This window comes from Streptomyces sp. NPDC059668 (genome assembly GCF_042734135.1).
In the GTDB taxonomy this organism is placed as follows: domain Bacteria; phylum Actinomycetota; class Actinomycetes; order Streptomycetales; family Streptomycetaceae; genus Streptomyces.
On record NZ_JBHWEL010000001.1, the window covers coordinates 493,737 to 518,292 of the forward strand.

Annotated in this window: 17 protein-coding genes, 1 tRNA gene and 1 pseudogene; 9 read left to right on the forward strand and 10 right to left on the reverse strand. The window is 72.1% G+C overall.

From position 1 onward, the window contains the following. Positions 1 to 152 precede the first annotated feature (152 nt). Entirely contained in the window at positions 153 to 1,508 is a 1,356-nt protein-coding gene (locus ACFV2J_RS02190; protein ID WP_385085188.1) for a beta-1,3-glucanase family protein, read from the reverse strand. Between the two features lie 612 nt (positions 1,509 to 2,120). Here ACFV2J_RS02190 and ACFV2J_RS02195 point away from each other — a divergent pair. The 8 genes from ACFV2J_RS02195 (at position 2,121) to ACFV2J_RS02230 (ending at position 11,584) form a co-directional block, all read left to right on the forward strand. Then, positions 2,121 to 3,140: a LacI family DNA-binding transcriptional regulator gene (locus ACFV2J_RS02195; RefSeq protein WP_385085186.1), complete on the forward strand. Its 1,020-nt coding sequence runs from the start codon at positions 2,121 to 2,123 to the stop codon at positions 3,138 to 3,140. A gap of 70 nt (positions 3,141 to 3,210) precedes the next feature. Further along, the gene (locus ACFV2J_RS02200) at positions 3,211 to 4,497 is read left to right on the forward strand and encodes an extracellular solute-binding protein (RefSeq protein ID WP_385085184.1); all 1,287 of its coding nucleotides are present in this window, start codon (positions 3,211 to 3,213) and stop codon (positions 4,495 to 4,497) included. A 9-nt stretch (positions 4,498 to 4,506) separates the two neighbouring features. Then, positions 4,507 to 5,406: a carbohydrate ABC transporter permease gene (locus tag ACFV2J_RS02205; protein ID WP_385085182.1), complete on the forward strand. Its 900-nt coding sequence runs from the start codon at positions 4,507 to 4,509 to the stop codon at positions 5,404 to 5,406. Between the two features lie 4 nt (positions 5,407 to 5,410). Continuing rightward, the gene (locus tag ACFV2J_RS02210; RefSeq protein ID WP_385436980.1) at positions 5,411 to 6,319 is read left to right on the forward strand and encodes a carbohydrate ABC transporter permease; all 909 of its coding nucleotides are present in this window, start codon (positions 5,411 to 5,413) and stop codon (positions 6,317 to 6,319) included. Positions 6,320 to 6,378: 59 nt separating this feature from the next. After that, positions 6,379 to 7,404 (forward strand): glycosidase, encoded by a 1,026-nt coding sequence (locus ACFV2J_RS02215; protein WP_385085190.1) that lies wholly within the window; start codon positions 6,379 to 6,381, stop codon positions 7,402 to 7,404. Continuing rightward, positions 7,401 to 8,609, forward strand: a complete 1,209-nt coding sequence (locus ACFV2J_RS02220; RefSeq protein WP_385436982.1) for a Gfo/Idh/MocA family protein — start codon at positions 7,401 to 7,403, stop codon at positions 8,607 to 8,609. The genes ACFV2J_RS02215 and ACFV2J_RS02220 overlap by 4 nt, the downstream gene beginning before the upstream one ends. Beyond that, positions 8,606 to 10,216 carry a glycoside hydrolase family 13 protein gene (locus tag ACFV2J_RS02225; RefSeq protein ID WP_385085177.1) on the forward strand — a complete coding sequence of 537 codons (1,611 nt, stop codon included), beginning with the start codon at positions 8,606 to 8,608 and terminating at the stop codon, positions 10,214 to 10,216. Before ACFV2J_RS02220 ends, ACFV2J_RS02225 begins: the two co-directional genes overlap by 4 nt. A gap of 219 nt (positions 10,217 to 10,435) precedes the next feature. Then, a complete protein-coding gene (locus ACFV2J_RS02230) occupies positions 10,436 to 11,584 on the forward strand; it encodes a glycoside hydrolase family 19 protein (RefSeq protein WP_385085175.1) in 1,149 nt (382 codons plus the stop codon). A gap of 92 nt (positions 11,585 to 11,676) precedes the next feature. Here the strand turns inward: ACFV2J_RS02230 and ACFV2J_RS02235 are convergent, their stop codons facing one another. The 3 genes from ACFV2J_RS02235 to selD all read right to left on the reverse strand — a co-directional run bounded on the left by ACFV2J_RS02235 (position 11,677) and on the right by selD (position 14,295). After that, on the reverse strand, positions 11,677 to 12,528 hold the full coding sequence (locus tag ACFV2J_RS02235; protein ID WP_385085173.1) for an alpha/beta fold hydrolase: 852 nt from the start codon (positions 12,526 to 12,528) through the stop codon (positions 11,677 to 11,679). Between the two features lie 221 nt (positions 12,529 to 12,749). Beyond that, a complete protein-coding gene (locus ACFV2J_RS02240) occupies positions 12,750 to 13,178 on the reverse strand; it encodes an ASCH domain-containing protein (protein ID WP_385085171.1) in 429 nt (142 codons plus the stop codon). Positions 13,179 to 13,254: 76 nt separating this feature from the next. Further along, on the reverse strand, positions 13,255 to 14,295 hold the full coding sequence (gene selD / locus ACFV2J_RS02245; RefSeq protein ID WP_385085169.1) for a selenide, water dikinase SelD: 1,041 nt from the start codon (positions 14,293 to 14,295) through the stop codon (positions 13,255 to 13,257). 115 nt (positions 14,296 to 14,410) lie between these two features. Between selD and ACFV2J_RS02250 the strand changes: the two genes are divergently transcribed. After that, a tRNA-Sec gene (locus tag ACFV2J_RS02250) sits at positions 14,411 to 14,503 on the forward strand. 122 nt (positions 14,504 to 14,625) lie between these two features. Here the strand turns inward: ACFV2J_RS02250 and ACFV2J_RS02255 are convergent. The 6 genes and pseudogenes from ACFV2J_RS02255 to ACFV2J_RS02280 form a co-directional block, all read right to left on the reverse strand. Continuing rightward, positions 14,626 to 16,305 (reverse strand): annotated as a pseudogene (locus ACFV2J_RS02255) (GTP-binding protein); the annotation flags it as partial. A 2-nt stretch (positions 16,306 to 16,307) separates the two neighbouring features. Continuing rightward, positions 16,308 to 17,672, reverse strand: coding sequence for an L-seryl-tRNA(Sec) selenium transferase (gene selA / locus ACFV2J_RS02260; protein WP_385085165.1), 1,365 nt, complete (start codon positions 17,670 to 17,672; stop codon positions 16,308 to 16,310). Between the two features lie 155 nt (positions 17,673 to 17,827). Beyond that, on the reverse strand, positions 17,828 to 18,856 hold the full coding sequence (nrfD, locus tag ACFV2J_RS02265; protein WP_385436987.1) for an NrfD/PsrC family molybdoenzyme membrane anchor subunit: 1,029 nt from the start codon (positions 18,854 to 18,856) through the stop codon (positions 17,828 to 17,830). After that, on the reverse strand, positions 18,853 to 19,872 hold the full coding sequence (locus ACFV2J_RS02270) for a 4Fe-4S dicluster domain-containing protein (RefSeq protein ID WP_385085161.1): 1,020 nt from the start codon (positions 19,870 to 19,872) through the stop codon (positions 18,853 to 18,855). Before ACFV2J_RS02270 ends, nrfD begins: the two co-directional genes overlap by 4 nt. Beyond that, positions 19,869 to 23,162, reverse strand: coding sequence for a formate dehydrogenase (gene fdh, locus ACFV2J_RS02275; RefSeq protein WP_385436990.1), 3,294 nt, complete (start codon positions 23,160 to 23,162; stop codon positions 19,869 to 19,871). The genes ACFV2J_RS02270 and fdh overlap by 4 nt, the downstream gene beginning before the upstream one ends. 43 nt (positions 23,163 to 23,205) lie before the next feature. Then, positions 23,206 to 24,435, reverse strand: coding sequence for a cysteine desulfurase family protein (locus ACFV2J_RS02280; RefSeq protein WP_385096305.1), 1,230 nt, complete (start codon positions 24,433 to 24,435; stop codon positions 23,206 to 23,208). Between the last annotated feature and the right edge of the window lie 121 nt (positions 24,436 to 24,556).

The following is a 24,556-nucleotide window of genomic DNA, read 5'->3' on the forward strand; positions in this document are numbered from 1 at the left end:
ATATAGGCGGGGTTCGGCGCGGAGCCCCCCGGCCGCTGGGGGGGTCGCCCCCCCGGGCCCCCCGGGGGGGCCGCGGGGGGGGGCCGCCCCCCCCGGGGGCCGGACGGAGTGCCGTCGGACGGACGCGGACGTCCGGCGTACCCCCGGGATGGCTACCAGCCCACGGCGACCAGGAGCCACTGCGGGTTGCCGTGGGAGACGAAGGAGGACTGGCCCGCCACGTCGTCGTACGGGAAACCGTAGGCAAGGTGGTTGATGGCGTTGTCGTGCCAGAACTTGGCGTAGTAGTTCGCGGGGGCCGCCTTGTAGTACTGGGCCGGGTCGGACTGCTGGGAGGCCGGCAGGGTGGCCACGTGACGGTTGAGCGCGGCGCACATGTCGGGATTGGCCGCGAGGGAGGCGGCGCAGCCGAAGATGTCGGAGGTGGCCGCGTTGACGCCGACGGACTGGGCGTAGGACGTGAAGTAGTTGGCGTTGGCGCCGCCCGCGCGGAAGCTCGGGTCACTGCCGGGTGCGATGATCCGGTACGGAGCCTGGGTCCGCGCCAGCACCTTGAACTGGTCCGGAACCGCGTCCGTGAAGCGCTGGACGGTCGTGGCGCGGTCCTCGGCGAAGGTCTGCCGGTTCTCGCCGACCTCGACGTCGTAGCCGTCCTTGGCGTGCAGGCGCATGGCCAGCTTGAGCCCGAAGGCGTCGACCCGGGTGGTGTTGCCGTTGAAGACGTTGTTGCCGACCGTGAACTCGATGAAGTCGTAGTAGGGGCCGTTGGGCGACCCGAGGTAGAAGTACATGCGGCCCGCCGAGTTCGCCGGCATGTCGAGGTAGGGCTGTTCGGCGATGGAGTGGACCTGCCCGTTGAAGCTCCAGTACACCTGGCTGTCCGGGTACTTGCCGTTGGTGCGGTTGAGGATCTTCACCTCGACGGCGTTGCTCGCCGGGGGGATGTCGCTGGTGCTGCCCCAGAAGCTGTCCGGCGGGGTGGTGCCGCCGGGCCCGTAGACCTGGAACTCCCACAGGGAATAGCCGTACGGGGTGGCTCGCGTGGTTCCGGAGACGCGCACGTAGCGGCCGCTGCCGGTGACACCGAGGTTCTGGGTGCCGCCGGTGGAGGTGGTGGTGGAGTAGGCGGTGGTCCAGTTGTTCCCGTCCGTGGAGGTCTGGATCTGGTAGGCCTTGGCGTAGGCGGCCTCCCAGTTCAGGGTGACGCGGGTGATCTGCTGGACGGAGCCGAGGTCCACCTGGAGCCATTGCGGGTCCGCGAACGCGGAGGACCAGCGTGTCCCGGGGTCGCCGTCGACCGCTGCCGTCGCGGGGAAGGAGGCGTTCTCCGTCGAGGAGGCCGTGGCGGGGCGCCCCTGGGACAGGAGCTGGTCGGCGGCGTGCGCGGACGTCGGCGTCAGGGCGGCGACGCAGGCGACGAGCAGGGCGATGACCAGGCCGAGAGCCGTACGGGTACGTAAGACACCGGTGGGTGGTCTGGTGGCGGGTGCGCTGGGGGAAGTCTGCATGGGATCTCCTCAGGCCGAGCCGGCGTGCGTGGGGGTTGGAGCAACTGCAGGCGTGAGAGCGCTCTCTCGGGTTGTATCCCCAGCTCTGTCCGGCGTCAACAACTGAAGCCGAAATCAACGGAGTTCATGGTTCGGGAGCGGTGCGACGCTGGCAGCGGCTACGACGGCACGCACCGCGCGCCGCGGCCCGTTCGAAACCCGACCGTTCGGGCGATCTCACGTCACCCCGTCTTTCACCACTTGGCGTGTCGGCGCGGGCTCCTCGGCCCGCGGTGCCTCGTGCGCGGCCTCCCTGCCGTGCGGCACCTGCGCGTGATCTTCGAGGCCAGGGCTGCGGGTGATCGCTCCGCAGGCGGGCGATCATGGCCGGTGGCCCCGGTGGCCCCGGTGGCCCCGGTGGCCCCGGTGACCCCTGGCTCTCGGAACCCCGTACCTGGGCAGTCGGCCCGCACACCACCGGCACTCGCTGCCCGTGCTCCAGCGAGGCCGCCCGCGGCCGCCCGCCGCGCTGTTCCGAGACCTGTGGCTCAGATCTCTTGACCTCCCACCTAAACCGGTTTAGTTTCACCGCATCGCTTTTTAAATCGGTTTAGAAGCTGCCCGGAGGAGCCCATGGCCCACCGCCCCACCATCGCCGACGTCGCTCGGCGGGCCGGTGTCTCCCGCAGCTCCGTGTCGTTCGTGCTCAACGACCGCCCCGGGCTCTCGGCGGAAACCACCGCCAGGATCCGCGCCGCCATCGACGAGCTCGGCTTTCGGCCGAGCCGCCCGGCGCAGGCGCTCTCCCGCGGCAAGGCGGGCGCGCTGGGACTGGTCGTGACCCGCGAGCCGGGACTGCTCGGAGCCGACCCGTTCTTCCCGGCCTTCATCGCGGGGATCGAGTCCGTGCTGTCCGAGCGTGGTGACGGACTCGTCCTGCACGTCACCGATGTGGGCCGCGAGCGGGCCGTGTACGAGCGGCTCGCCGCCGACCGCAGGGTCGACGGCGTGTTCGTCACCGACCTGCGGGTCGACGACCCCCGCCCCGCCCTGGTGCGCGCGGTCGGCCTGCCCGCCGTGGTGCTCGGGCGGCCGGAATGGGCCGAGGGGCTGTGCGCGGTCGAACTGGACGACCTTCCGGCGTTCGAGGCGGCCGTGGGGCACCTCGCCGCGCTGGGACACAGCCGTATCGCGCATGTGGAGGGACCGACGGAGTTCCGCCACGCCCAGCGGCGCCGCCGCGCGTGGCAGGACGCCATGTCCGCGCACGGGTTCGCCACCGACCTGGTGCGCTCCGGCGGGTTCACGGCGCAGGGCGGTGCCGGGGCCACCCGCGAACTGCTCGCCCTGCCCGAGCCCCCGACGGCGATCGTCTTCGCCAACGACCTGGCGGCCACCGCCGGTCTCGCCGTGGCGCAGGAGCTGGGGGTGTCCGTCCCCGGTGACCTATCGGTGATCGGCTACGACGACACGCCGCTGGCCCGGTTCACGCACCCGCCGCTGTCCTCTGCCCGCGCGAACGCCGAGGGCTGGGGCATCGCGGCGGCCAGAGCCCTCGATCTGGTTGTCCGGGACGGCGGCGCACCCGATGTCGCGCTGCCGCCGGCCGAGTTCCTGCCCCGGGAGTCTGTGGGCCCTGCCCCGACCGCGTAGCGGAGGAGCGGGGTGCCCCTCGGGGACCGCGTCCGGCAACGGGGCCGGACGCGAAGAGTACGGAGAGATCATGTTCAGGAGAACGGCGTCCGCGCTGATCGCGCTGGCGATGGCGGGCGCACTCGCGGCCTGCGCCCGGTCCGGACCCGACCCCGTGGCCGCGGCCAGGGCACACGGGCCGATCAACGTCTGGCTGTCCAACAACGCCCAGGAGGCGGCCTGGGGCAAACAGATGGTGGCGGACTGGAACAAACTGCACCCCGACCAGCACGTCACCGCGCAGAACATCCCCGCGGGCAAGACGTCCGAGGAGGCCATCAGCGCCTCGGTGATCGCGGGCAACACCGCCTGCCTGGTGTTCAACACCTCGCCCGCGTCGGTCCCGCAGTTCCAGAAGCAGGCCGGGCTCGTCGATCTCGGCGACTTCCCCGGCGCGGAGCGCTACATCGAGGCCCGCAGCGGCTCACTGGCCGACCAGTACCGGTCCGAGGACGGGGCCTTCCGCCAACTGCCGTGGAAGAGCAACCCGGTGATGATCCTCTACAACAAGAAGCTCTTCAAGAAGGCCGGGCTCGACCCCGAACACCCGAAGCTGGCGACCTACGACCAGTTCCTCGACACCTCCCGTACCCTCGTCCACAGCGGGGCGGCGAAGGCGGCCATCTGGCCGGCGCCGAGCAGTGAGTTCTTCCAGTCCTGGTTCGACTTCTACCCCGCCTTCATCGCCGAGAGCGGCGGCAAGCCCCTCGTCGAGAAGGGCAAGCCGCAGTTCGACTCCCCGGCGGGCCGCAAGGCCGCCGCCTTCTGGCGCAGTCTGTACGCGCAGAAGCTCGCGCCGCAGGAGGCCTACCCCGGAGACGCGTTCGGCGACGGGAAGGCCGCGATGGCCACCGTCGGCCCGTGGGCGATCGCCGCGTACAAGGACAGCGTGGACTGGGGCGTCGTCCCCGTACCCACCTCCGACGGCCGACCCGCCTCCGCGGTGCACACCTTCAGCGACCTGAAGTCCGTCGCGATGTTCAGCGCCTGCAAGAACCGCGCGACCGCTTGGGACGTGATGAAGTTCGCCACCTCGCCCTCCCAGGACGGCAAGTTCCTCGCCGCGACCGGCCAGATGCCACTGCGCCCCGACCTGACCGGCACCTACGCGGACTGGTTCGCGAAGAACCCCGGCTACAAGGTGTTCGCCGACCAGACGCGTCGTGTCGTCGACGTGCCCAACGTGGCCGGCTCCATCGACATGTGGCAGGCGTTCCGTGACGCCTGGACGAAGTCCGTCGTCTTCGGCCGCCAGCCCGTCGACTCCGCCCTGCGCGACGCCGCGGGGAAGATCTCCGACATCCTCGCCGAGTACTGAGGTCCCGTCATGACACTCTCGCACACCAACGGGCCCGGCCGGCGCGGCACTTCGCGGATCGGTGCCCTGTTCGCCGCACCCTACGTCCTGTTCGTCCTGGCCGTGTTCGCCGTACCTCTGGGCTACACGGTGTGGATCTCCTTCCACCGGTTCTACTTCACCGCGCCCGGCGCGGGCGTGGACTCGCCCTGGGTCGGTCTGAGCAACTACCGGGACGTCTTCACCGATCCCGTCGTGGGCCGGGCCTTCCTCAACATCCTGATCTTCCTGGTGATCAACGTCCCGTTGACCGTGGGTCTTTCGCTGGTCCTGGCCGCAGCGCTCAACGCGAAAATGCCCTTCCGCTCCTTCTTCCGGGCCGCCTACTACGTGCCCTACGTCACCGCCAGTGTCGCGCTCGTCGCCGTGTGGGCCTTCCTCTTCGGCTCGGACGGACTGGTCAACCACGCACTCGGCGGCCTGGCACCCGACCCGTCCTGGCTCGTCAACACCCATCTGGCGATGCCGATGATCGCCTTCTTCGTCACCTGGAAGCAGCTCGGCTTCTTCGTGATGCTCTACCTGGCCGCACTCCAGAACGTCAGCCGGGAGCTGTACGAGGCGGCCGCCGTGGACGGCGCGGGAAGCGTGCGCCGGTTCTTCTCGATCACCGTTCCCGGTGTGCGCCCCGCGACCACGCTGGTCCTGATCTACGCGATCATCACGGGCGCCAACCTGTTCAGCGAGCCTTACCTGCTCACGGGCGGCGGCGGCCCGGACCACGCCTCCGTCTCGCCGGTGCTCGTCATGTACCAGAAGGGCATCGAACAGGGGCACCCCGACTTCGCGGCCGCCCTCGGCATCGTCCTCATGGTGTTCGTCCTCGCCGTCTCCCTGCTGGCCCGAAAGATCTCCGAGAGGGGCGAGTGACGCCATGAGCACCCCCACCGACCTCACCGAGTCCGCCGCCACCCCTTCACCGGCGGCCCGTGAGACACCGAGCCCCGCGACCGGCAGAGCCCGGACCGGCCGGATACTGCAGTTGACCGCCCTCTCGCTGGGCGCGGTCGCCTTCCTCTTCCCCTTCTACTACATGGTCGTCGGCTCGTTGAAGAAGACGACCACCGGCGACGTGTCGGGAGCCCTGCCCGGCGGCTTCACCACCGCCAACTACCGGGCCATCAACGGCGCCATCTCACTCGGCCGTTCACTGCTCAACTCCGGCATCGTCACCGGCGGAGTGCTGCTGTGCACGCTGGTCTTCGGCGTCCTCGCCGGATACGCCCTCGCACGGCTCACCTTCCGCGGCCGCGGCACCGTGTTCGCCACCCTGCTGCTCGTCCAGACCATCCCGTTCCAGCTGCTGATGCTGCCGCTGTACGCGCTGGTCGTGCGCAACTACGGTCTCGGCGACAGCTACCTGGGCATGATCCTGCCCTTCGCGATCAACTCGACCGCGGTGTTCCTCTTCCGTCAGTTCTTCCTGCAACTGCCGGCCTCGCTCTTCGAGGCGGCACGCATCGACGGCGCGAGTGAACTGCGCATCCTGTGGACGATCGCACTGCCCATGGCCCGCCCCGCGCTGCTCACCGGCGTCCTGCTGACGTTCATCGGCCCGTGGAACGAGTTCCTGTGGCCCTTCCTCGTCACCAAGAACACCGACATGCAGCCGCTGGCCGTCTCGCTCGCGGGATTCCTGTCCAACCTTCAGGGCACCGTCGCCAACCCGACCGGCGCGCTGCTGGCCGGCGCCTGCGTCCTGGCTCTCCCCGCCGTGGCGCTGTTCCTCGTGTTCCAGCGTCATTTCACCCACACCAACATCGACTCCGGAGTAAAGGGCTGAACCCCGTGAACCACCCCGCGCCGCAGAACCCCATCCCGTACCGCCTCGTCCGCAAGGGCATGGTGATGTCCCCCCTGGCCGGTCAGCCGTACGAGACGGAAGGCGTCCTCAACCCCGCCTCCGGCCGTACCCCCGACGGCACCCTCCACCTGCTGCCCCGCCTGGTCGCGGAGGGCAACGTCTCGCGCGTCGGCCTGGCGAAGGTCCTCTTCGACGAAGAGGGCGTCCCTTGCGGCGTCGAGCGGCGCGGCGTCGTCCTGGCCCCCGACGAGGGCTGGGAGCGGGGCAAGAACAACGCCGGCGTCGAGGACCCGCGCGTCACCTGGATCCCGAGCCTGGGCCGCCACGTCATGTCGTACGTCGCCTACGGCCCGCTCGGCCCGAAGCCTGCCCTCGCCGTCTCCACCGACCTCACCGACTGGACCCGTCTGGGGCCCGTTCAGTTCGCCTACCAGCCCGACCTCGACACGGACCTCAACCTCTTCCCCAACAAGGACGTCGTCCACTTCCCCGAACCGGTCCCCGGACCCGGCGGGGAGCCGTCGTACGCCATGCTGCACCGGCCGATGTGGGACCTGGGCTGGTTCCGCCCCGGCGAGGGCGTCCACCTGCCGGCAGGCCTGACGGACGAACGGCCGGGCATCTGGATCTCCTACGTGCCCGTGGCCGAGGTGGAGAAGGACATCAGCGCCCTGGCCCGGCCGCGCCACCACAAGCTCGTCGCGCTGTCCGCGCACCCCTGGGAGGACCTGAAGATCGGGGGCGGCCCGGCGCCGATCCGTGTCGAAGAGGGCTGGCTCCTCATCCACCACGGTGTCTCCGGCACCATCGAGGACCCCTGGGTGCAGAACCAGAACGTCTCCTACGCGGCCGGCGCCATGATCCTCGACCCGGACGACCCCTCGCGGGTCCTGGCCCGCTCCACGGAGCCGTTGATGGCGCCGGAGACCGAGGAGGAGCGCTCCGGCACGGTACCGAACGTCGTCTTCCCCACCGCGATCGAAGAGGTCGACGGCAAGCTGTTCGTCTTCTACGGCATGGCCGACGCGCACATCGGCGTCGCCCTGCTGGAACGCACGGCGTGACGGCGGAGCTGGGGCTCGGGCTGGTCGGCTGCGGCGCGTTCGGGGCGTACGTCCTGGACGCCGTGGCCGGCCTGCCGGGGCTGCGTGTCGTCGCCGTGACCGACGCCGACCCGGCGCGCGCGAACGCCCTCGCTCAGAGGCACCGTGCCACGGCCGGCCCGGATCTGGACGCGCTCCTGGGCCGTCCGGACGTCGACATCGTCGTAGTGGCCACTCCGCCCGCCACGCACGCCGAGCTGTCGATCACCGCCCTGCGCGCCGGCCGGCACGTCTTCTGCGAGAAGCCCCTGGCGACCACCGCACGGGACGCCGAGCGGGTGGGGGAGGAGGCGTCGCGCGCGGTCGGCACCCTCGTGGTGGACCACGTCCTGCGCTACAACCCACTCCTGCGCGGCGTGGAACAGCTCATCTCCGAAGGCCTGCTGGACAGTCCGCGGCGCTTCCTGTTCGAGAACGACGCCGCCGACGAGGATCTCGACGTCGGCCACTGGTTCTGGGATCCGGAGCGCAGTGGAGGCATCTTCGTCGAGCACGGCGTCCACTTCTTCGACGCGGCCCGGGCTCTGCTCGGGAGCGATCCGCAGGAGGTGAGGGCGACAGCGGTACGACGTCCCGGCGGCCCGGTCGACATGGTCGTCGCGGACGTGGTGCACCCGGGTGGCGTCCTCGCCACGCACCTGCACTCCTTCACCCATGCTCATCGCTGCGAGCGTCAACTGATGCGCCTGGACCACGGCTTCGCCGAGTCGCGCATCACCGGCTGGATTCCGACACACGCCGTCATCACGGCCTGGACGGACGATGCCGGTGTCCGGTCCTGGGAACAACTCCCCCTCAGGGCGCCCGAGTTGCTGCACGTTCCGGGCTACAGACCGCGCCCGGACGACAGCGTGTCCGTCACGGTGCACCGTGACGCCGGGGGAGCGGCACCCGCCCGGGGCAGGGGTGTCAGCCGGGCGGTGCCGCACCGCGTCGACGTGGTCGTGGACCTGGGCGGCGAGGAACGCAAGCCGTACGTGTACGCCGAGAGCGTGCGCGCGGTCATGACGGACCTGGTGCGGTGCGCCGGGACCGGCGGCACACCGGTCGCCGACGCGCGTGCGGGAGTGAGCGCCGTCGCGGTCGCCGAGGCCGCCACGACGTCGACGGTCAGCGGCCGCGCCCAGCGGGTCGTCACAGGGGGAGAACGGAGTCGTACGGCATGAACTGGTGGCGCGACGCGGTCTGTTACGAGGTGTATCCCCGCTCCTTCGCCGACACGGACGGCGACGGCACGGGGGATCTGCCGGGCATCACCCGGCACCTCGACCACGTCAGGTACCTCGGCGCGGACGCGATCTGGATCACGCCCTTCTACCCGTCGCCGCTGGCCGACGGCGGCTACGACATCGCCGACCACACCGCCGTCGCCGAAGACCTCGGGACCCTGGAGGACTTCAAGGCACTCACGGCGCGCGCCCACGCCCTGGGCCTCAAGGTCATCGTCGACGTGGTGCCCAACCACAGTTCGGACGACCATCCCTGGTTCCGTGAGGCACTGGCGGCCGGTCCCGGATCCGCGGCGCGCGAACGGTACCTCTTCCGTGCCGGTCAGGGCCCGGATGGTGCCCGGCCGCCCAACGACTGGGAATCGGCGTTCGGCGGTCCGGCGTGGACCCGGGTGCCCGACGGTGAGTGGTACCTCCATCTCCACGCGCCGGAGCAGCCCGACTTCGACTGGCGTGACCCCCATGTACGTTCGGAGTTCTCACGAGTCCTGCGCTTCTGGCTCGACCAAGGTGTGGACGGCTTCCGGATCGACGTGGCCCACGCCCTGTTCAAGGCCGAGGGCCTGCCCGACGCCGGGCCCGGACAGCATCAGGACCCCACGCGCAACCACTTGATGCCGTACTACGACCGGGAGGAACTGCACCCCCTGTACCGGGAGTGGCGCACCCTGCTCGACACCCACCCCGCCCCGCCGGGTGCGGTGGCCCCCCGGGAGCGTGTGCTCGTCGCGGAGTCCGCGGTCTTCGAAGCCGCCCGACTGGCCCGGTACGTTCGCCCGGACGAGATGCAGCAGGCCTTCAACTTCGCCTTCCTGGAAGCACCCTGGGACGCGCCCGAGCTGCGCCGGGTGATCGACGAGTCGCTCGCCGCGACTGAGGCCGTCGACGCCCCCGTGACCTGGGTGATGTCCAGCCACGACGCGCCAAGGCCCGCGACACGCCTGGGGAGCGAACTGCGCGCGGGATCGGCCGCCTTGCTGATGCTCGCCCTGCCCGGCGCCGTCTACCTCTACCAGGGTGAGGAGCTGGGACTGCCGCAGGCCCACCTTCCCGACGACCGCATCCGGGACCCGCTGTGGCAGCGCTCCGGCGGTGCGGACCGCGGCCGCGACGGGGCGCGTGTGCCGATCCCCTGGAGCGGAGACCGGCCGCCGTACGGCTTCACCACGGCCGGGCCGGAGGCCTGTTGGCTGCCTCAGCCCGAGGGCTGGGGCCGCTACACCGTAGCCGCCCAGCATGACGACCCGGACTCCATGCTGTCCCTCTACCGGCGGGCCCTGCGACTGCGGCGGGAACACCCGGTCGCCGCGCACGGCACCCTGCGCTGGCACTCGCCGGCCGACGCGCCCTACCTCGCCTTCTCCCGGGGTGAGTTGACCTGCGTGGTCAACCTCGGGACCGAGGCGCTGGACCTGGACCGGCTGGGACTGGCGGGCCGGCCGGTGCTGGCCGGCGCGGAACTGCCGGACGGCGGTGCGTTGCCGGTGGACGCGTGCGTGTGGCTCTCGACCGCCCCGGACGACGGGGGCAGCCGCGCGGCCTGACCATGACCACCTGATGTCCTGTCACCGGGCGCGTCCCGAAACGGCGTTGGCGATGCCCGCGGCAGGGGCGCGCACGATTGGTTGACGTGGTCCCGTCAGCCTGTCATGGTCTAGACCTGATGAGGTGCCGCGTCCGGAGTCCGCTCCGGGCGCGGTGCCTTGCCGCACAGCTCCCTCCCCACCGCCGCGGCCGCCGGCCGTATTAGGAGCGATGCCCCCATGCTCATCAGTCTTGCCGGACGCTTCTCCTTCAGACCGGTCACCTTGGGACGTTCCCTGGTGACAGCCGCCCTCACGGTGATCCTCTCCGCGCTGTTCCTCACCGCGCCGCCCGCGCACGCGGCCAGTGGCCAGATCTCCGGCCTGGCCGGGAAGTGCGTGGACGTGGCCGCCGCGAACAATGCCAACGGCACCGCCGTACAGCTCTACGACTGCAACGGGACCGGCGCGCAGAGCTGGTCGAACTCCGGCGACGGCACCCTGCGGGCGCTCGGGAAGTGCCTCGACGTCGTGGACCGCGGCACCGCCGACGGCGCGGCCGTCCAGCTGTGGGACTGCTCCGGCGGCGCCAACCAGCAGTGGGTGGTCACCGCGGCCCACGACATCGTGAACCCCGCGGCCAACAAGTGTCTTGACGTCCGCGACAACAGCTCCGCCAACGGCAGCCGGCTGCAGATCTGGACCTGCACGGGCGCGGCGAACCAGAAGTGGAACGCCCCGGCGAGCGGCGGTGGCGGCACCAACCCGTCCGGATTCGTCGTCAGCGAGGCGCAGTTCAACCAGATGTTCCCAGGCCGGAACGGCTTCTACACCTACAGCGGTCTCGTCCAGGCGCTGAGCTCCTACCCGGGGTTCGCGAACAGCGGGAGCGACACGGTCAAGAAGCAGGAGGCCGCGGCCTTCCTCGCCAACGTCAACCACGAGACCGGCGGCCTGGTCTACGTGGTGGAGCAGAACACCGCCAACTACCCGCACTACTGTGACCCGGGCCAGCCCTACGGCTGCCCGGCGGGGCAGGCCGCGTACTACGGCCGGGGCCCGATCCAGCTCAGCTGGAACTTCAACTACAAGGCCGCCGGTGACGCCCTCGGCATCGACCTGTTGGGCAACCCGTGGCGGGTCGAGCAGGACGCGGCCGTCGCCTGGAAGACGGGGCTCTGGTACTGGAACACGCAGTCGGGCCCCGGCACGATGACGCCGCACAACGCCATGGTGAACCAGGCCGGCTTCGGCCAGACGATCCGCTCCATCAACGGCTCGCTGGAGTGCGACGGCCGCAACCCCGCACAGGTGCAGAGCCGGGTGAACGCGTACCAGCAGTTCACGGCGATCCTCGGGGTCGCTCCGGGCAACAACCTCTACTGCTGAGCGGCGCCGCGTCCTGATGTGCCTGTGGGCGACCCGGTCCTGCCGGGTCGCCCACAGGCGTGTTGGGCCGGTGTGTCCGACCCCTGTCGGACTCAGCTGGAGGTGGCCCGGGCGGCCTGCTCTATCAGGCGGGTGACGGCGCCCGGGTGGGAGACCGATACCGCGTGGGACGCCTTGATCTCGACGGTGTGCGCGTGGGCGCGCCGGGCCATGAAGCGCTGGGCGGCCGGCGGGATGTTGTAGTCCTGGGTCGTGACGAGGTCCCAGGAGGGGATGGTCTTCCACGCGGCCGTGGTGGCCTTCTCGTCCAGGGCGGACGCGGCGACGGGGCGCTGGGTGGCGGCCATCAGGTCGGTGACGCGTTCGGGTACGTCGGCGGCGAACTGGTGGTGGAACTTGTCGGCCTTGATGTAGAGGTCGGTGCCGGTGCCGCCGCCGGGGAGCGGGAAGGGTACGGGGTTGAGGGCGGTGCCGAGGGTGCTGCCGGGGAACTTGTTGGACAGTTCCAGCGCGCTCTCGCCCTTCTCGGGGGCGAAGGCCGCGATGTAGACCAGCGCCTTGACCTGCGGGGAGTCGACGGCGGCCGCACTGATCACCGAGCCGCCGTAGGAGTGGCCGACGAGGACGACCGGCCCCTTCACGCTCTTGAGCACGCTGTGGACGTACGCGGCGTCACTGGCCGGCCCGCGCAACGGGTTGGCGGGAGCGATCACCGGATATCCCGCACGCTGCAGGCGCTCGATCACACCGTTCCAGCTGGAGGAGTCCGCGAAGGCGCCGTGCACCAGCACGACCGTGGGCTTCGCCTTCGACGAACGGTGCTCGGCCCTGGCCGCGCTCGCCGGACCCGTCGCGGCGGTCAGGGTGAGTGCCGCCACGCCGGCGACGGCTCCCAGCACGGCGGCGCGCCTGCGAGTGGGACGGATCGCGGTCTTGAGGTTCATGGTGACTTCCCCTTCGGGGCGTGGCAGCTGACATCGGGTCGCCGTCCTGGGTGCTTCGGCCCGGGGCGACAGGAAAAAACATAGCGGGCAATGCGATTGAGTGCAACTAGATTGTGCACAATGTAAATGCCGAGCTGATCACGCCCGCGCCCGTGTGCGCGTTCTGTCATCACTCGGTTCACCCGCGTAGCCGCGGAAGTGGTGCCCGCGGACGTGGGGTCTCAGACCGCCGTGCCCGCCGGGTCGGACCGGCCGGAGCCCTCGACCAGCCGGAACGCCACGCAGACCACCATCGTGTGGTCGTCGACGGGAGTGCCCGCGCGGTCCCAGTACCGACGATGGCCCGCACGCCACTCCTCCACGGAGGCATGACCTTCGCCCTCCGCCTCCACGTGGTCCCACGTCACCTCGCCGAAGGGCTTCAACGCCACGCCGGTCACCTCGATCAGCGCGGTGGCGACGCCGTCCTTGTCCAGCAGGGCCAGCGTCTCGCCCGGATACTCGACGCCCTCGGCCTCTTCCGCGTAGACCGCCAGCAGCCCGGTGGACGCGGTCTTCCTGCCCGAAAGGACCAGCTGGTTGAGCCCGGTCCGCATCTCGTCGGCCGTGCCGAGCTCGAAGGACCGCCTGCCGTCCACACGTGCCCACATGAGACTGCCCTTTCGTCGTAGGCGGCCCACCGGCCCGGATCGCCCGGAGGAGTGCCCGCTCGAACCGCGACTCCTGTCAGCGCACGACCAGCCGGTACGGTCCCGCCGGCACCAGTTCGCCGATCACCGGGGCGCCCGGCACCTCTCCGGCGACGAGGAGGCCCCCGGAGGTCTGGGCGTCGGCGAGGAGGAGTCGGGTCAGTTCGTCGGTGCGGCCGAAATCCGTGGACGCGGCGACCCACTCCAGGTTGCGGCGGGTGCCGCCGCTGATGTGTCCCGCGCGGGCGGCGTCCCGGGCGCCGTCCAGGAACGGGACCGCGGCGGAGTCGACGACAGCGGTGACCCCTGAGGCACGCGCCAGCTTGTACAGATGGCCCAGCAGCCCGAAGCCGGTGACGTCGGTGGCGCAGACCGCCCCGGCGGCCAGTGCGGCCCGCGCCGCGTCACGGTTGAGCGCGGCCATCGTCTCCACGGCCTGCGGGAAGATCTCACCCGTCGACTTGTGCCGGTTGTTGAGCACCCCCAGGCCCAGCGGCTTGGTCAGCGACAGCGGCGTCCCCGGCCGTCCCGCGTCGTTGCGCAGCAGGCGGCCCGGATCGACGGTGCCGGTCACCGCCATGCCGTACTTGGGTTCCGGGTCGTCGACGCTGTGGCCGCCCGCCACCACGCAGCCCGCCGTCGCCGCGACGTCCCTGCCGCCGCGCAGCACCTCCCTCGCCAGTTCGAAAGGCAGCACGTCACGGGGCCAGCACAGCAGATTGACCGCCACCAGCGGGGTGCCGCCCATGGCGTAGACGTCGGAGAGCGCGTTCGCGGCGGCGATGCGGCCCCAGTCGTAGGGGTCGTCGACCACCGGGGTGAAGAAGTCCGCGGTGGCGACGGCGGCGAGCGAGCCGGGTCCGCCCGGCAGCCGGACGACCGCGGCGTCGTCGCCGTGGTCCAGGCCCACGAGCAGGCCGGCGCCGCCGAGCGCACCCGGGGACGCCAGCCCGGCCACGATCTCCTCCAGCTCGCCCGGCGGAATCTTGCAGGCGCAACCGCCACCGTGCGCGTACTGGGTGAGTCGTACGATCTCCTGCCGTCGTGCCTGCCGGCCGCCGGTCCGGGTGCTCGTCATCGCTGCATCGGTCCTTGCGTGTGAGGGGGAGCGCCGTGTGGCGCGTTGACTTGCGGGGTGAGGCGACGGTTCGATGTCCGCAGGGCCGGGGCGTCGCGCCGGTGACGGCCCGCGGGGAGACGTACGGGTGCCTGGTGGCCCTCCCGGTCTTCAAAACCGAGGTGTCCGAGCAACTCGGGCAGGCGGGTTCGATTCCCGTCCGTCTCCGCCGAACGGCGTGTCCCGTTCTCCGCGTTCGGGATCAGGGCCTTCGCGACAACGGCGCAGCGCACCGTCCACGCGAACGGTCCGCCCGTGCGCGTCCAGGTATTCGAGCAGGGGGACGGCGACCCGGCGCGTGGTGTCCAGCGCCTGACGCGCCTGGCTGGTGGTGAACGGCTGTTCCAGCCGCGCGAGGACGGCCGCGGCCCGCACGTCCGCCCCGGGCATCAGCACGATGCCCTCGCTGATCCGCAACAGCGCCCCGGCGGCCTCGGCGGCTGCCAACAGCTTGGGTGTGAGGCCGAGTTCGCGCAGTCTCTCGGCCTCGGGTGCGCGGAACGGCGCGCGGGCGAGGCCCGCGCGCACGGCCTCGACGGCCGCCGCGGCCCGGGCCGGGAGCGTGGGACGGGCCTGACTGCCGTAGACACGGCCGTCGGCGTGCCGCAACCCCGGCGACTGTGCCAACAGCGCGTCGACGAGGGCTCGTTCCGGCAGGCCGAGGGCCTGGCGCGCCGTCTCCAGGGGCATGCCGGGCTCCAGGGGATTGCGGGCGGCGTGCTCCTCGACCGCGTCGCCGAGGCGGTCGCGCAGAGCCGACCAGTGGGCCGGGTCCGCCAGCCATTCCCCGGTGACCGGCTCTTCCGGCGGACGGACGCCCATGGCGAGCAGCTCCGAGCGGCGGACCAGTCCGCGACGGCGTAGTTCCCCGGCACCGTCGGCCCCTCCCGGCGCTGCCCGCAGCTCCCGGTCGCGGGCGGCCGCCGCGCCGCGCCGGGTCAACCTGGGCGGGCGGACGTCGAGCACGGTGAGCCCCGCCGGGACGCGGTGCTGCCCCGGGTCGCGCAGCAGCGCGGCGTCACCGACGCGCAGCGGCAGTGGTGCCGCGAGCCGCAGACGTGCGGAGCTCTCGCCGAGCGGGCGGACCGTCACCGGCACCGCCGCGGAGCCGGCGTGCAGCGTGAGTTCGCGGGGCAGATCACGGGCCGGGGCGCCCCGCAGCCGTACGTCCACGGTGTCGGTGGTCAGCCAGCGGCCGGGGGTGAGCAACGCGTCGCCGCGGCGCAGGGTCCCGGTGTCCGGCCCGGTCACGTTGACCGCCACCCGGGAGACCGCGCCGGCCTCCGGCCGCGCCTCCTTGAGGCATTCCAGCCCGCGCACCCGCAACATCGCACCACCACGGGCGAGTTGGAGCCGATCGCCGACGCGTACCGTGCCCGCGCCGAGGGTTGCGGTGACGACCGTGCCATGGCCCCGCACGGTGAACGCGCGGTCCACCCACAGCCGTACGTCCGCGTCGGGGTCCGGGACGGGCAGGTCGCCGGCCAACCGGACCAGGCTCGTGCGCAGCGCGTCGAGGCCGGTGCCGCTCACCGCGCTCACGGCCACGCTCGGCAGCCTGCCGAGGGATGACTCGGCGATCCGGGTGAGTGCCTGTGCGCGGGCCGCGTCCGGTGCGGCCAGGTCGCAGCGGGTGATGGCGAGAACGCCGTGCCGTACCTCGAGCGCGTCGAGAACCGACAGATGCTCCTCGGACTGCGGTTGCCAGCCCTGGTCCGCCGCGACGACGAAGAGGACCGCCGGGACCGGGCCGACGCCGGCCAGCATGTTGCCCACGAGGCGTTCGTGTCCGGGTGCGTCCACGAACGCGACGTCACCCGCCCCGGGCAGCCGCGTCCACACGAAGCCCAGGTCCAGCGTCATACCCCGGCGCCGTTCCTCGGCCCAGCGATCCGGCTCCATCCCCGTCAGGGCGCGCAGCAGCGCGGACTTGCCGTGGTCGACGTGCCCCGCGGTGGCGATGACGTGCATGGTCAGGTTCCCGTTCCCCGCCCGGCTGTCTCCCCCGGGGCCCCGGCCCGGCGTACCACGTCCGCCAGGAGCGCGTCGGCGTCCACCGCCACCGCCCGCAGGTCCAGCAGACAACGGCCGTCCTCGACACGGGCCAGCACGGCCGGGTCCGTGCCGCGCAGCAGGGCCGCGTACCCGGCGGGCAGGGAGACCGCGGCGCTCGGCAGCGTCACACCGGGCGCGCCGCCGCCGCCGACCACCGCCTCGGTGTCGACGGCCCGGCTGTCGAACCCGTCCGCCCGCAGCTTCTCCGCGAGCCGTTCGGCGCGCCGCCGCAGCTCCACGGGGTCGGCGCGCAACGCGGTCAGAGCGGGGGGTTCAGGGCCGCGCACCGTCGCCTCCAGGGCAGCCAGGGTCAGCTTGTCCACGCGCAGCGCGCGGGCCAGCGGATGACGGGCGAGCCTGCGCACCAGTCCGGCGTCGCCCAGCAGCAGCCCGCACTGCGGCCCGCCGAGCAGCTTGTCGCCGCTGGCGGTGACCAGGGAGGCCCCGGCACGCAGCCAACTCGTCGCGTCGGGCTCATCGGGCAGCACTGGTTCCGGGGTGAGCAGGCCCGAGCCGATGTCCGCCACCACGGGCACGCCGAGCGGGGCCAGCTCGGCCACGGACGCCTCCCGGGTGAAGCCGGTGACACGGAAGTTGGAGGGGTGGACCTTCAGGATGAAGCCGGTGTCCGGTCCCACGGCAGCGGCGTAGTCGGCGGGCGTGGTGCGGTTGGTCGTGCCGACCTCGCGCAGCCGGGCGCCGGTGGACTCCAGCAGGTCGGGCAGTCGGAAGCCGTCCCCGATCTCGACCAGCTCGCCGCGGCCGACGACGATCTCCCGCCCCTGGGCGAGCGCGGTGGCGGCCAGCGCCAGCGCCGCCGCGCCGTTGTTGACCACGTGCGCGGCCTCGGCGGCGGGCACGGAACGCAACAGGGCGTCGAGCGTGGACGAGCCCCGTCGGGAACGGGCTCCGGTGGTGAGGTCGAGTTCCACGTCCGTCGTGCCGGAGGCGGCCCGGACGGCGTCACAGGCGGCCGCCGACAGCGCGGCCCGGCCCAGGTTGGTGTGGAGCAGGACGCCGGTGGCGTTGATGACCGGACGCAGGGCGGACGCGGTGGCCGGCAGGGCGGCGACGGCACGGTCGGCGATCTCGTCGATGGGCACTTCGCCCGTCCTCGCCCGTGCCTGGACCTTGGTGACCACGTCCTTGACCAGGTCGCGTCCCAGTCGTCGCGCGGCCTCGGTGAGCCGGGGATCGGCCAGCAGCACGTCGGTGCGGGGCAGCCGCCGCAGCGCGTCGGCGGACGGGGCGGAGCCCGTGGCGGAGGCGTGGTCGCGGTCCATCTCGTGCACTTTCACTGGGGCCCTGCCGGCTGAAACCCCGTCAGGCTATGGCGGCCGGTGCCCCTGGCGTCCGCGCCACACCGGAGCGACCCCGAGGGGCGGCGGGTCGCACCCGCTCACGAGACCGGCAGTGCCCGTGTCGTGGTGGGACGGGGTCAGTCCCCGTCGCGCTCCTCGCGGCGAGCGTCGAGGCGTTCGCGTTGCGGCTTCACCACATAGGCGGGGTCCTTGGCGGACGTCACGCCCGCCTCGAAGGTGCCGAAGCGCTGCAGGACGCTGCCCGCCATCAGGGCCAGTCCGCCCACGGCGGCGGCCGCGCGGCTGCGCCGGGCGAGGGTGAGCGCGGTGACCGCGCCGGCCAGGGTGAGGTACTCGGACGCTCTGCGCAGGTGGTGCGGCTGCCCGGTGGTGTACGCCCGGGTCACGAAACCGGGGCGCCGGTCGATGAGCCGTGAGGCGACGATCTCGGCGGCCGCGCCCACCGCGGCGAACCGCCGTGCCGGGCCCGCCTCCGTCACCGGAGCGAGCAGCATGCCGAGGCCGCCCGCACTGGCCGCCGCGGAACCGGTGAACACGAAGGGCAGCTCGCTACGGGCGTCGTGCCACGCCGGCACCGCCGTCTGCGAGAGCAGGACCGCCGTGTACGAGGCGACGCCGGGGGCGAACAGGGCCGCGGACAGGCCGGCCGGGCGGGCCGCCAGGTGCAGGAGTCGCCCCGGCGGCGTGGCGCGCCAGGCGGCGGGCAGCATCTCGGCCGTGGCCGCCAGGGCGCTGCCGGGCCCGTAGGCGACGAGGATCCAGGTGCCGACGGACATGGGTGAACTCGGCTTGGCGACCCTCATCATGTGGTGGAACCGGGCGGGCCGGCCGAGGTCCGCCACCAGCAGGTACATGCTCACCAGGAGGGCGGCGAAGCCACCGACGCGACCCGCGCGCCGCAGCCGGGGACGCGCCGTCAGGTCCGCGCCGGCCGCGAGCAGCGCGGCGCCGGCCGACAGTCCGCCGGTGAAGAGGTACGCGGGGATCTTCCACTCCCAGACCGGCGGTTTGAGCACCGGACGCCCGTAGTACGAGCGGAACTCCGCCCGCGGCACCATGGACTGCTCGCGGCCTCCGTCGTCGGCCTTTCCCCGGCCGCGGCCGGAGCGCCGACCGCCGTGACCGGTCCCCTCGTCCCCGCTCATCGCCGTCCCCCGCCCAGGAAGACCGCCGCCGAGACGGCCAGCAGCGCCGACGCCGCGGCGCCCGCGTGCTTCCACATCGACATCAGGTCGCGGGTCGGCACGATCGGGTCCGGTGGCAGTCCGTACACCTCGGGATCGTCCAGCAGCAGGAAGAACGCGCCGTCGCCGCCGACGCCGTCCTCGGGGTCGCGGCCGTAGAGCTGGGCCTCGGGCACCCCCGCCTCGTGCAGTGTCGCCAGGCGGCGGTCGGCACGCTCGCGCAGCTCGTCCAGGGGGCCGAACTGGATGGACTCGGTCGGGCACGCCTTCGCGCACGCCGGTTCCAGGCCGTCGCGCAGCCGGTCGTAGCACATGGTGCACTTCCAGGCGCGTCCGTCGTCGGGCCGCCGGTCGATGACCCCGTAGGGGCAGCCGGACACGCAGTAGCCGCAGCCGTTGCAGATGTCGGGCTGCACCACCACGGTGCCGAACTCGGTGCGGAACAGGGCGCCGGTGGGGCACACGTCGAGGCAGCCGGCGTGGGTGCAGTGCTTGCACACGTCCGAGGACATCAGCCAGCGGAACTGGGTGCGTTTCTCCGCGCCCGTCCCGGCGCCGGGCAGGGCGAAGGAGGGGAAGCCCAGGTCCACGGGTGCGGTGCCGAGGTCGCCGCCGCCGCGTCGCGCGGCCTCCAGGGCGTCCGCCACGACCTCGGGCGTGCCTTCCGTGCTGGACGGGCCGACGGGCAGGTCGGCGAGCCCGGCGTCCTGCTCGCCCAGTGGCCGCTCCTGCTCGATGAAGGCGACGTGCCGCCACGAACTGGCGCCCAGCATGCCGGTGTTGTCGAAGGACATGCCCAGCAGGTCGATGCCGTCCTCCGGGATGCCGTTCCACTCCTTGCAGGCCACCTCGCAGGCCTTGCAGCCGATGCAGACGGACGTGTCGGTGAAGAAGCCCATCCGGGGCGGGTGGTCACGGTGGCCGGCGTCCCCGGCCGGGTCCGGGAGCGGCCCGTGGAAGCTGTTCTGACTCGTCATGACGGTTCCTCCGGCCGGTCGTCCGGTTCGGTGTGGGCACGCTCGGTGTGACCGCCCGCCGTCGCGATACGGGTGCCGGTCTCGGTGGTGATGCCGGCGCGGCGGCGGTAATCCTGCACGTACGCGAGCAGGGCCGGTCCCCGAGGACGGCGCCCCGGCCGTACGTCGCAGGTCAGCACCTTGCTCTCCTGGATGAACACGTTCGGGTCGACCACCACGCCGATCAGGTCGTTGACCACGTCGCCCGTGGTGAGGCCCGTCGAGCCCCAGTGGTACGGCATCCAGACCTGGTGCACGACGCGGCCGTCGATCCGCAGCGGGGCCATGCGGTCGGTGACGACCACGCGCGCGTCGACGGCGGTGCGGCTGGTGACGACGTGGGCCCAGTCCAGGTGGCGCAGACCGCGTTCCTCCGCCAGTTCGGGCGACACCTCGACGAACAGCGCCGGCTGGAGCTCCGCCAGGTAGGGGAGTTGACGGCTCATGGCGCCCGCCGTGTGGTGCTCGGTCAGCCGGGCCGCGGTGAACACATAGGGGAACACCTGGGTGTGCGCCTCCGGCGGAGCCGGGTTGGACGGGTTGTCGGGGCGCCCGTAGACCTTGCGCACCGGGTTGCCCTGCTGGCCGTAGAGCAGGTTGCGCATCGGTGATTCGTGCGGCTCGTAGTGGGTGGGCAGCGGGCCGTCGGCGAGGCCGGCCGGGGCGAACAGCCATGCCTTGCCGTCGCGCATCATGATGAAGGCGTCGCTGCCGCTCAGCGCCTCCGGGCCCGACGCCCCCGCCGGGGGCCGGTAGTGCGGCGGTTTGGTGCGCTCGAAGTCCGGCGTGTCGTTGCCGGTCCACTCGCCGGCCTCCTCGTCCCACCAGATCAGCTTCTTCCGCTCGCTCCAGGGACGCCCGTCCGGGTCCGCCGAGGCGCGGTTGTAGAGCACGCGCCGGTTGAGCGGCCAGGTCCAGCCCCACTCCGCGTCGTACGGCCCCGACCGGAGGCGGGAGGTGCGCCGGCGGGACTGGTTGGTCTCCCCGGCGTACACGCCGCTGTAGATCCAGCAGCCACAGGCGGTGCTGCCGTCGGCCCTGAGGTCGGGATAGCCGTCGACGGTCCGCCCGGTGCGCAGGTCGATGCCGTTGATGTGGCGCAGCACGTCCGAGGGGGAGGGCTCGTCGCCCTCGACCTCGTAGTCCCACGCCAGGTCGAGGACCGGGCGGTCGCGTGCGTCGGTCGATCCGGCCAGCCGCTGCTTGATCCGAACGGCGAGCTGGTGGAAGAACCACAGTTCGGAGCGCTGGTCGCCGGAGGGTTCCACGGCCTGGTCGCGCCACTGAAGCATCCGCTGGGTCTGGGTGAAGGTGCCGGCCTTCTCGACGTGCGAGGACGCGGGGAAGAAGAACACCTCCGTGCGGCAGCGTTCGGTGACGATCTCGCCGGTCTCGATCTCCGGCGCGTCCTTCCAGAACGAGGCGCTCTCGATCATGACGAGGTCGCGGACGACCAGCCAGTCGAGGTTCGCCATGCCGAGGCGCTGGAGCCGGCCGTGGGCCGAGCCCACCGCCGGGTTCTGGCCGAGCAGGAAGTAGCCGAAGACCTTCCCGTCGACCATGTCCATCACGGTGCGGTACGTGCCGTGGTCGCCGTTGATCCGGGGCAGGTAGTCGAAGCAGTAGTCGTTCTCGGCCGTCGCGGCGTCGCCCCAGTACTCCTTGAGCAGCGACACCAGGTAGGCGTCGGCGTCGCCCCAGAACCCCTTCTGCTGCCGGCCGCGGACGACGTCCAGGTAGCCGGCCAGGTCCTCGTGGCCGGTGTCGGGCATCGGCAGGTAGCCCGGCAGCAGGTTGAACAGCGTGGGGATGTCCGTGGAGCCCTGGATGCTGGCGTGACCGCGCAGCGCGAAGATCCCGCTTCCGGGGCGGCCGATGTTGCCCAGCAGGAGCTGCACGATCGACCCCGCCCGGATGTACTGGGCGCCCACGGAGTGCTGGGTCCAGCCGACGCTGTAGACCAGGGCGGTGGTCCGCTCCCGGCCGGAGTTCTCCGTCCAGGCCCGGCACACGTCGAGGAACAGGTCCTGCGGCACCCCGCAGACACGCTCCACCATGTCCGGGGTGTAGCGCGCGAAGTGCCGTTTGAGGACCTGGAACACGCAGCGGGGATGCTCCAGGGTGGGGTCGGCCTCGATGTCCCCCTCGGCGTCCTCGACGAACGGTCCCTTGGCACCGTGCTGGTACGGCTCGGAGGTCTCCTTCGCGTTCCGGCCCGGCCGCTCCCGCGCCGTGACGCTCGCGTACGACCAGCTCGACGCGTCGTACGCCGCGGTGTGCGGGTCGTAGCCGCTGAACAGGCCGTCCAGGTCCTCGGTGTCCTGGAACCGCTCGTTCACCAGGAAGGGCGCGTTGGTGTAGGCCCGCACGTACTCACGGAAGTCCAGGCCGTTGCCGAGGATGTGGTTGATCACGCCGCCCAGGAACGCGATGTCGGTCCCGGCCCTGATGGTGATGTGCTGGTCGGCGTGCGCGCTGGTGCGCGTGAAGCGCGGGTCGATGTGGATGACCCTGGCACCGCGCGCCTTCGCCTCGGTCACCCACTGGAACCCGACGGGATGGGCCTCGGCCATGTTCGAGCCCATGATGATGATGCAGTCGGTGTTGACGAGATCCTGCAGGTAGTCCGTGGCGCCGCCACGTCCGAGCGAGGCTCCCAGACCGGGAACCGTGGCGGAGTGTCAAATACGGGCCTGGTTCTCGATCTGCAGCGCGCCGAGGGCGGTGAACAACTTCTTGATGAGGTAGTTCTCCTCGTTGTCCAGCGTCGCGCCGCCGAGGCTGGCCAGGCCCATGGTGCGGCGGAGCGTCCTGCCGTTCTCGTCGGTGTCCTGCCAGCCCTTGCGGCGGGCGTCGAGCACCCGGTCGGCCACCATGTCCACGGCGGTGTCCAGGTCGAGCCGCTGCCATTCGGTGCCGTACGGCGGCCGGTAGAGGACGTGCTGTTCGCGCTGCGGTCCGGTGACGAGCTGCTTGCTGGCGGAGCCCTTGGGGCAGAGACGGCCGCGGGAGATCGGGCTGTCGGGGTCGCCCTCGATCTGGACGACCTGTTCGTCCTTCACGTAGACGCGCTGGGCGCAGCCCACCGCGCAGTACGGGCACACCGAGTTCACCACCCGGTCCGCGGTCTCCGTGCGGGCACCGAGACCGGCGGAGCGGGCCGACTGTGCCGCCTTGCCGCGGCCCAGCGGGTCCGTGCCGGTGAGCTGCCGGTAGACCGGCCACGCGTCCAGCCACCGTTTCACGCCCATCCGCCCGCTCCTTCGCGCAAGGGCCCCCGGCTTCCTTCCGACGCTACCGGCTGGAGGACCGGCCGCAAGTCCGGGGCGCCGCGGGCGACGACCGGCCGGGTTCCTCCGGGGCGAGCGAGCGCACGGCGCCGACCAGCAGTTCGACCGCCCGGTCGACGTCCGCGGGGGTCGTCCAGCGGCCGAGCGACAGCCGTACGGCCGCCAGTGCCCGGGCCGCGTCCAGGCCCATCGCGCGCAGGACGGGGGAGGCGGCGCCAGTACCGCTGTGGCAGGCCGAGCCGGTGGAGGCCGCGAGGCGCGGCGCGGCGGCCAGCAGTTCGTGTCCCTTGATGCCGTCGATGCTGACGTTGAGAGTGCCGGGCAGCCGGCGGGCGCACCCGTTCACGTGCACCTGCCCGGGAAGCGCCCGGGTCAGCCCGCCCTGCAAGCGGTCGCGCAGCTCCTCGAGGCGTCGTCCGCCGCCGTCCGCGAGTTCCGCGCCGGAGAGTTCGGCGGCGGTCCCCAGCGCCACGGCGAGGGCGACGCCTTCGGTGCCGGCGCGGAGCCCGGACTCCTGGCCGCCGCCGTACACCAGGGGTTCGAGGCGGACGCCGGCCCGCACGAAGAGGGCGCCGACGCCCTTCGGGGCGTACATCTTGTGGCCCGCCACGGTCAGCAGGTCCACACCGAGCGCGCGCACGTCCACCGGGACCTTGCCGGCCGCCTGGGCCGCGTCGCAGTGGAACAGCGCGCCGTGGTCGTGGGCGAGCCGGGCCAGTTCGGTGACCGGCTGCAGCGTGCCGGTCTCGTTGTTGGCGGCCATGACGGAGACCACGGCCGTCCGCTCGTCCAGCGTCGCCGCCAGGTCGGCGGGATCGACCAGCCCCCTCGAGTCGACCGGCAGGCACGTCACGTCGACCCCGTGCAGGCGGTGCAGCGCACGGCATGTCTCCAGCACCGACGGGTGCTCGGTGACCTGGGTGATCACCCGGCGCCTGCCGTCGCCCCCGGCGAGCACGGCGCCCCGCAGCGCGAGGTTGTTCGCCTCCGAGCCGGAGCCGGTGAGGACGATCTCCTCCGTGGACGCCCCGACGAGCGCGGCGACCTGCCGGCGGGCCCGGGCCAGCGCCGCCCGCGGTGCCGCGCCGTGGGCGTGTCCACTGGACGGGTTGCCGAAGTCGCACGTCAGGAGGGGCAGCATCGCCGCCACCACCCGAGGGTCGACCGGAGTGGTGGCGTTGTGGTCCAGGTACACCGGACCGAGATCCTGGCCCGGACTCACCGGCACGTTCATGGGAGCCTGCGCATTCGTTCGGGGACGGGAGCCTGCGCATCCGTTCGGGGACGGGCCGCAGCCGGACACCCACCACGGCGCGCAGGCGTGCCGCACTGGATCTGGTAGGCATTCTTACCTG

Bases quoted from the DNA above. Each gene is read 5' to 3' on its own strand.
- ACFV2J_RS02190 (WP_385085188.1), bottom strand. From the start codon at position 1,508: ATGCAGACTTCCCCCAGCGCACCCGCCACCAGACCACCCACCGGTGTC.
- ACFV2J_RS02195 (WP_385085186.1), top strand. From the start codon at position 2,121: ATGGCCCACCGCCCCACCATCGCCGACGTCGCTCGGCGGGCCGGTGTC.
- ACFV2J_RS02200 (WP_385085184.1), top strand. From the start codon at position 3,211: ATGTTCAGGAGAACGGCGTCCGCGCTGATCGCGCTGGCGATGGCGGGC.
- ACFV2J_RS02205 (WP_385085182.1), top strand. From the start codon at position 4,507: ATGACACTCTCGCACACCAACGGGCCCGGCCGGCGCGGCACTTCGCGG.
- ACFV2J_RS02210 (WP_385436980.1), top strand. From the start codon at position 5,411: ATGAGCACCCCCACCGACCTCACCGAGTCCGCCGCCACCCCTTCACCG.
- ACFV2J_RS02215 (WP_385085190.1), top strand. From the start codon at position 6,379: ATGGTGATGTCCCCCCTGGCCGGTCAGCCGTACGAGACGGAAGGCGTC.
- ACFV2J_RS02225 (WP_385085177.1), top strand. From the start codon at position 8,606: ATGAACTGGTGGCGCGACGCGGTCTGTTACGAGGTGTATCCCCGCTCC.
- ACFV2J_RS02230 (WP_385085175.1), top strand. From the start codon at position 10,436: ATGCTCATCAGTCTTGCCGGACGCTTCTCCTTCAGACCGGTCACCTTG.
- ACFV2J_RS02235 (WP_385085173.1), bottom strand. From the start codon at position 12,528: ATGAACCTCAAGACCGCGATCCGTCCCACTCGCAGGCGCGCCGCCGTG.
- ACFV2J_RS02240 (WP_385085171.1), bottom strand. From the start codon at position 13,178: ATGTGGGCACGTGTGGACGGCAGGCGGTCCTTCGAGCTCGGCACGGCC.
- selD (WP_385085169.1), bottom strand. From the start codon at position 14,295: ATGACGAGCACCCGGACCGGCGGCCGGCAGGCACGACGGCAGGAGATC.
- selA (WP_385085165.1), bottom strand. From the start codon at position 17,672: ATGGACCGCGACCACGCCTCCGCCACGGGCTCCGCCCCGTCCGCCGAC.
- nrfD (WP_385436987.1), bottom strand. From the start codon at position 18,856: ATGAGCGGGGACGAGGGGACCGGTCACGGCGGTCGGCGCTCCGGCCGC.
- ACFV2J_RS02270 (WP_385085161.1), bottom strand. From the start codon at position 19,872: ATGACGAGTCAGAACAGCTTCCACGGGCCGCTCCCGGACCCGGCCGGG.
- ACFV2J_RS02280 (WP_385096305.1), bottom strand. From the start codon at position 24,435: ATGAACGTGCCGGTGAGTCCGGGCCAGGATCTCGGTCCGGTGTACCTG.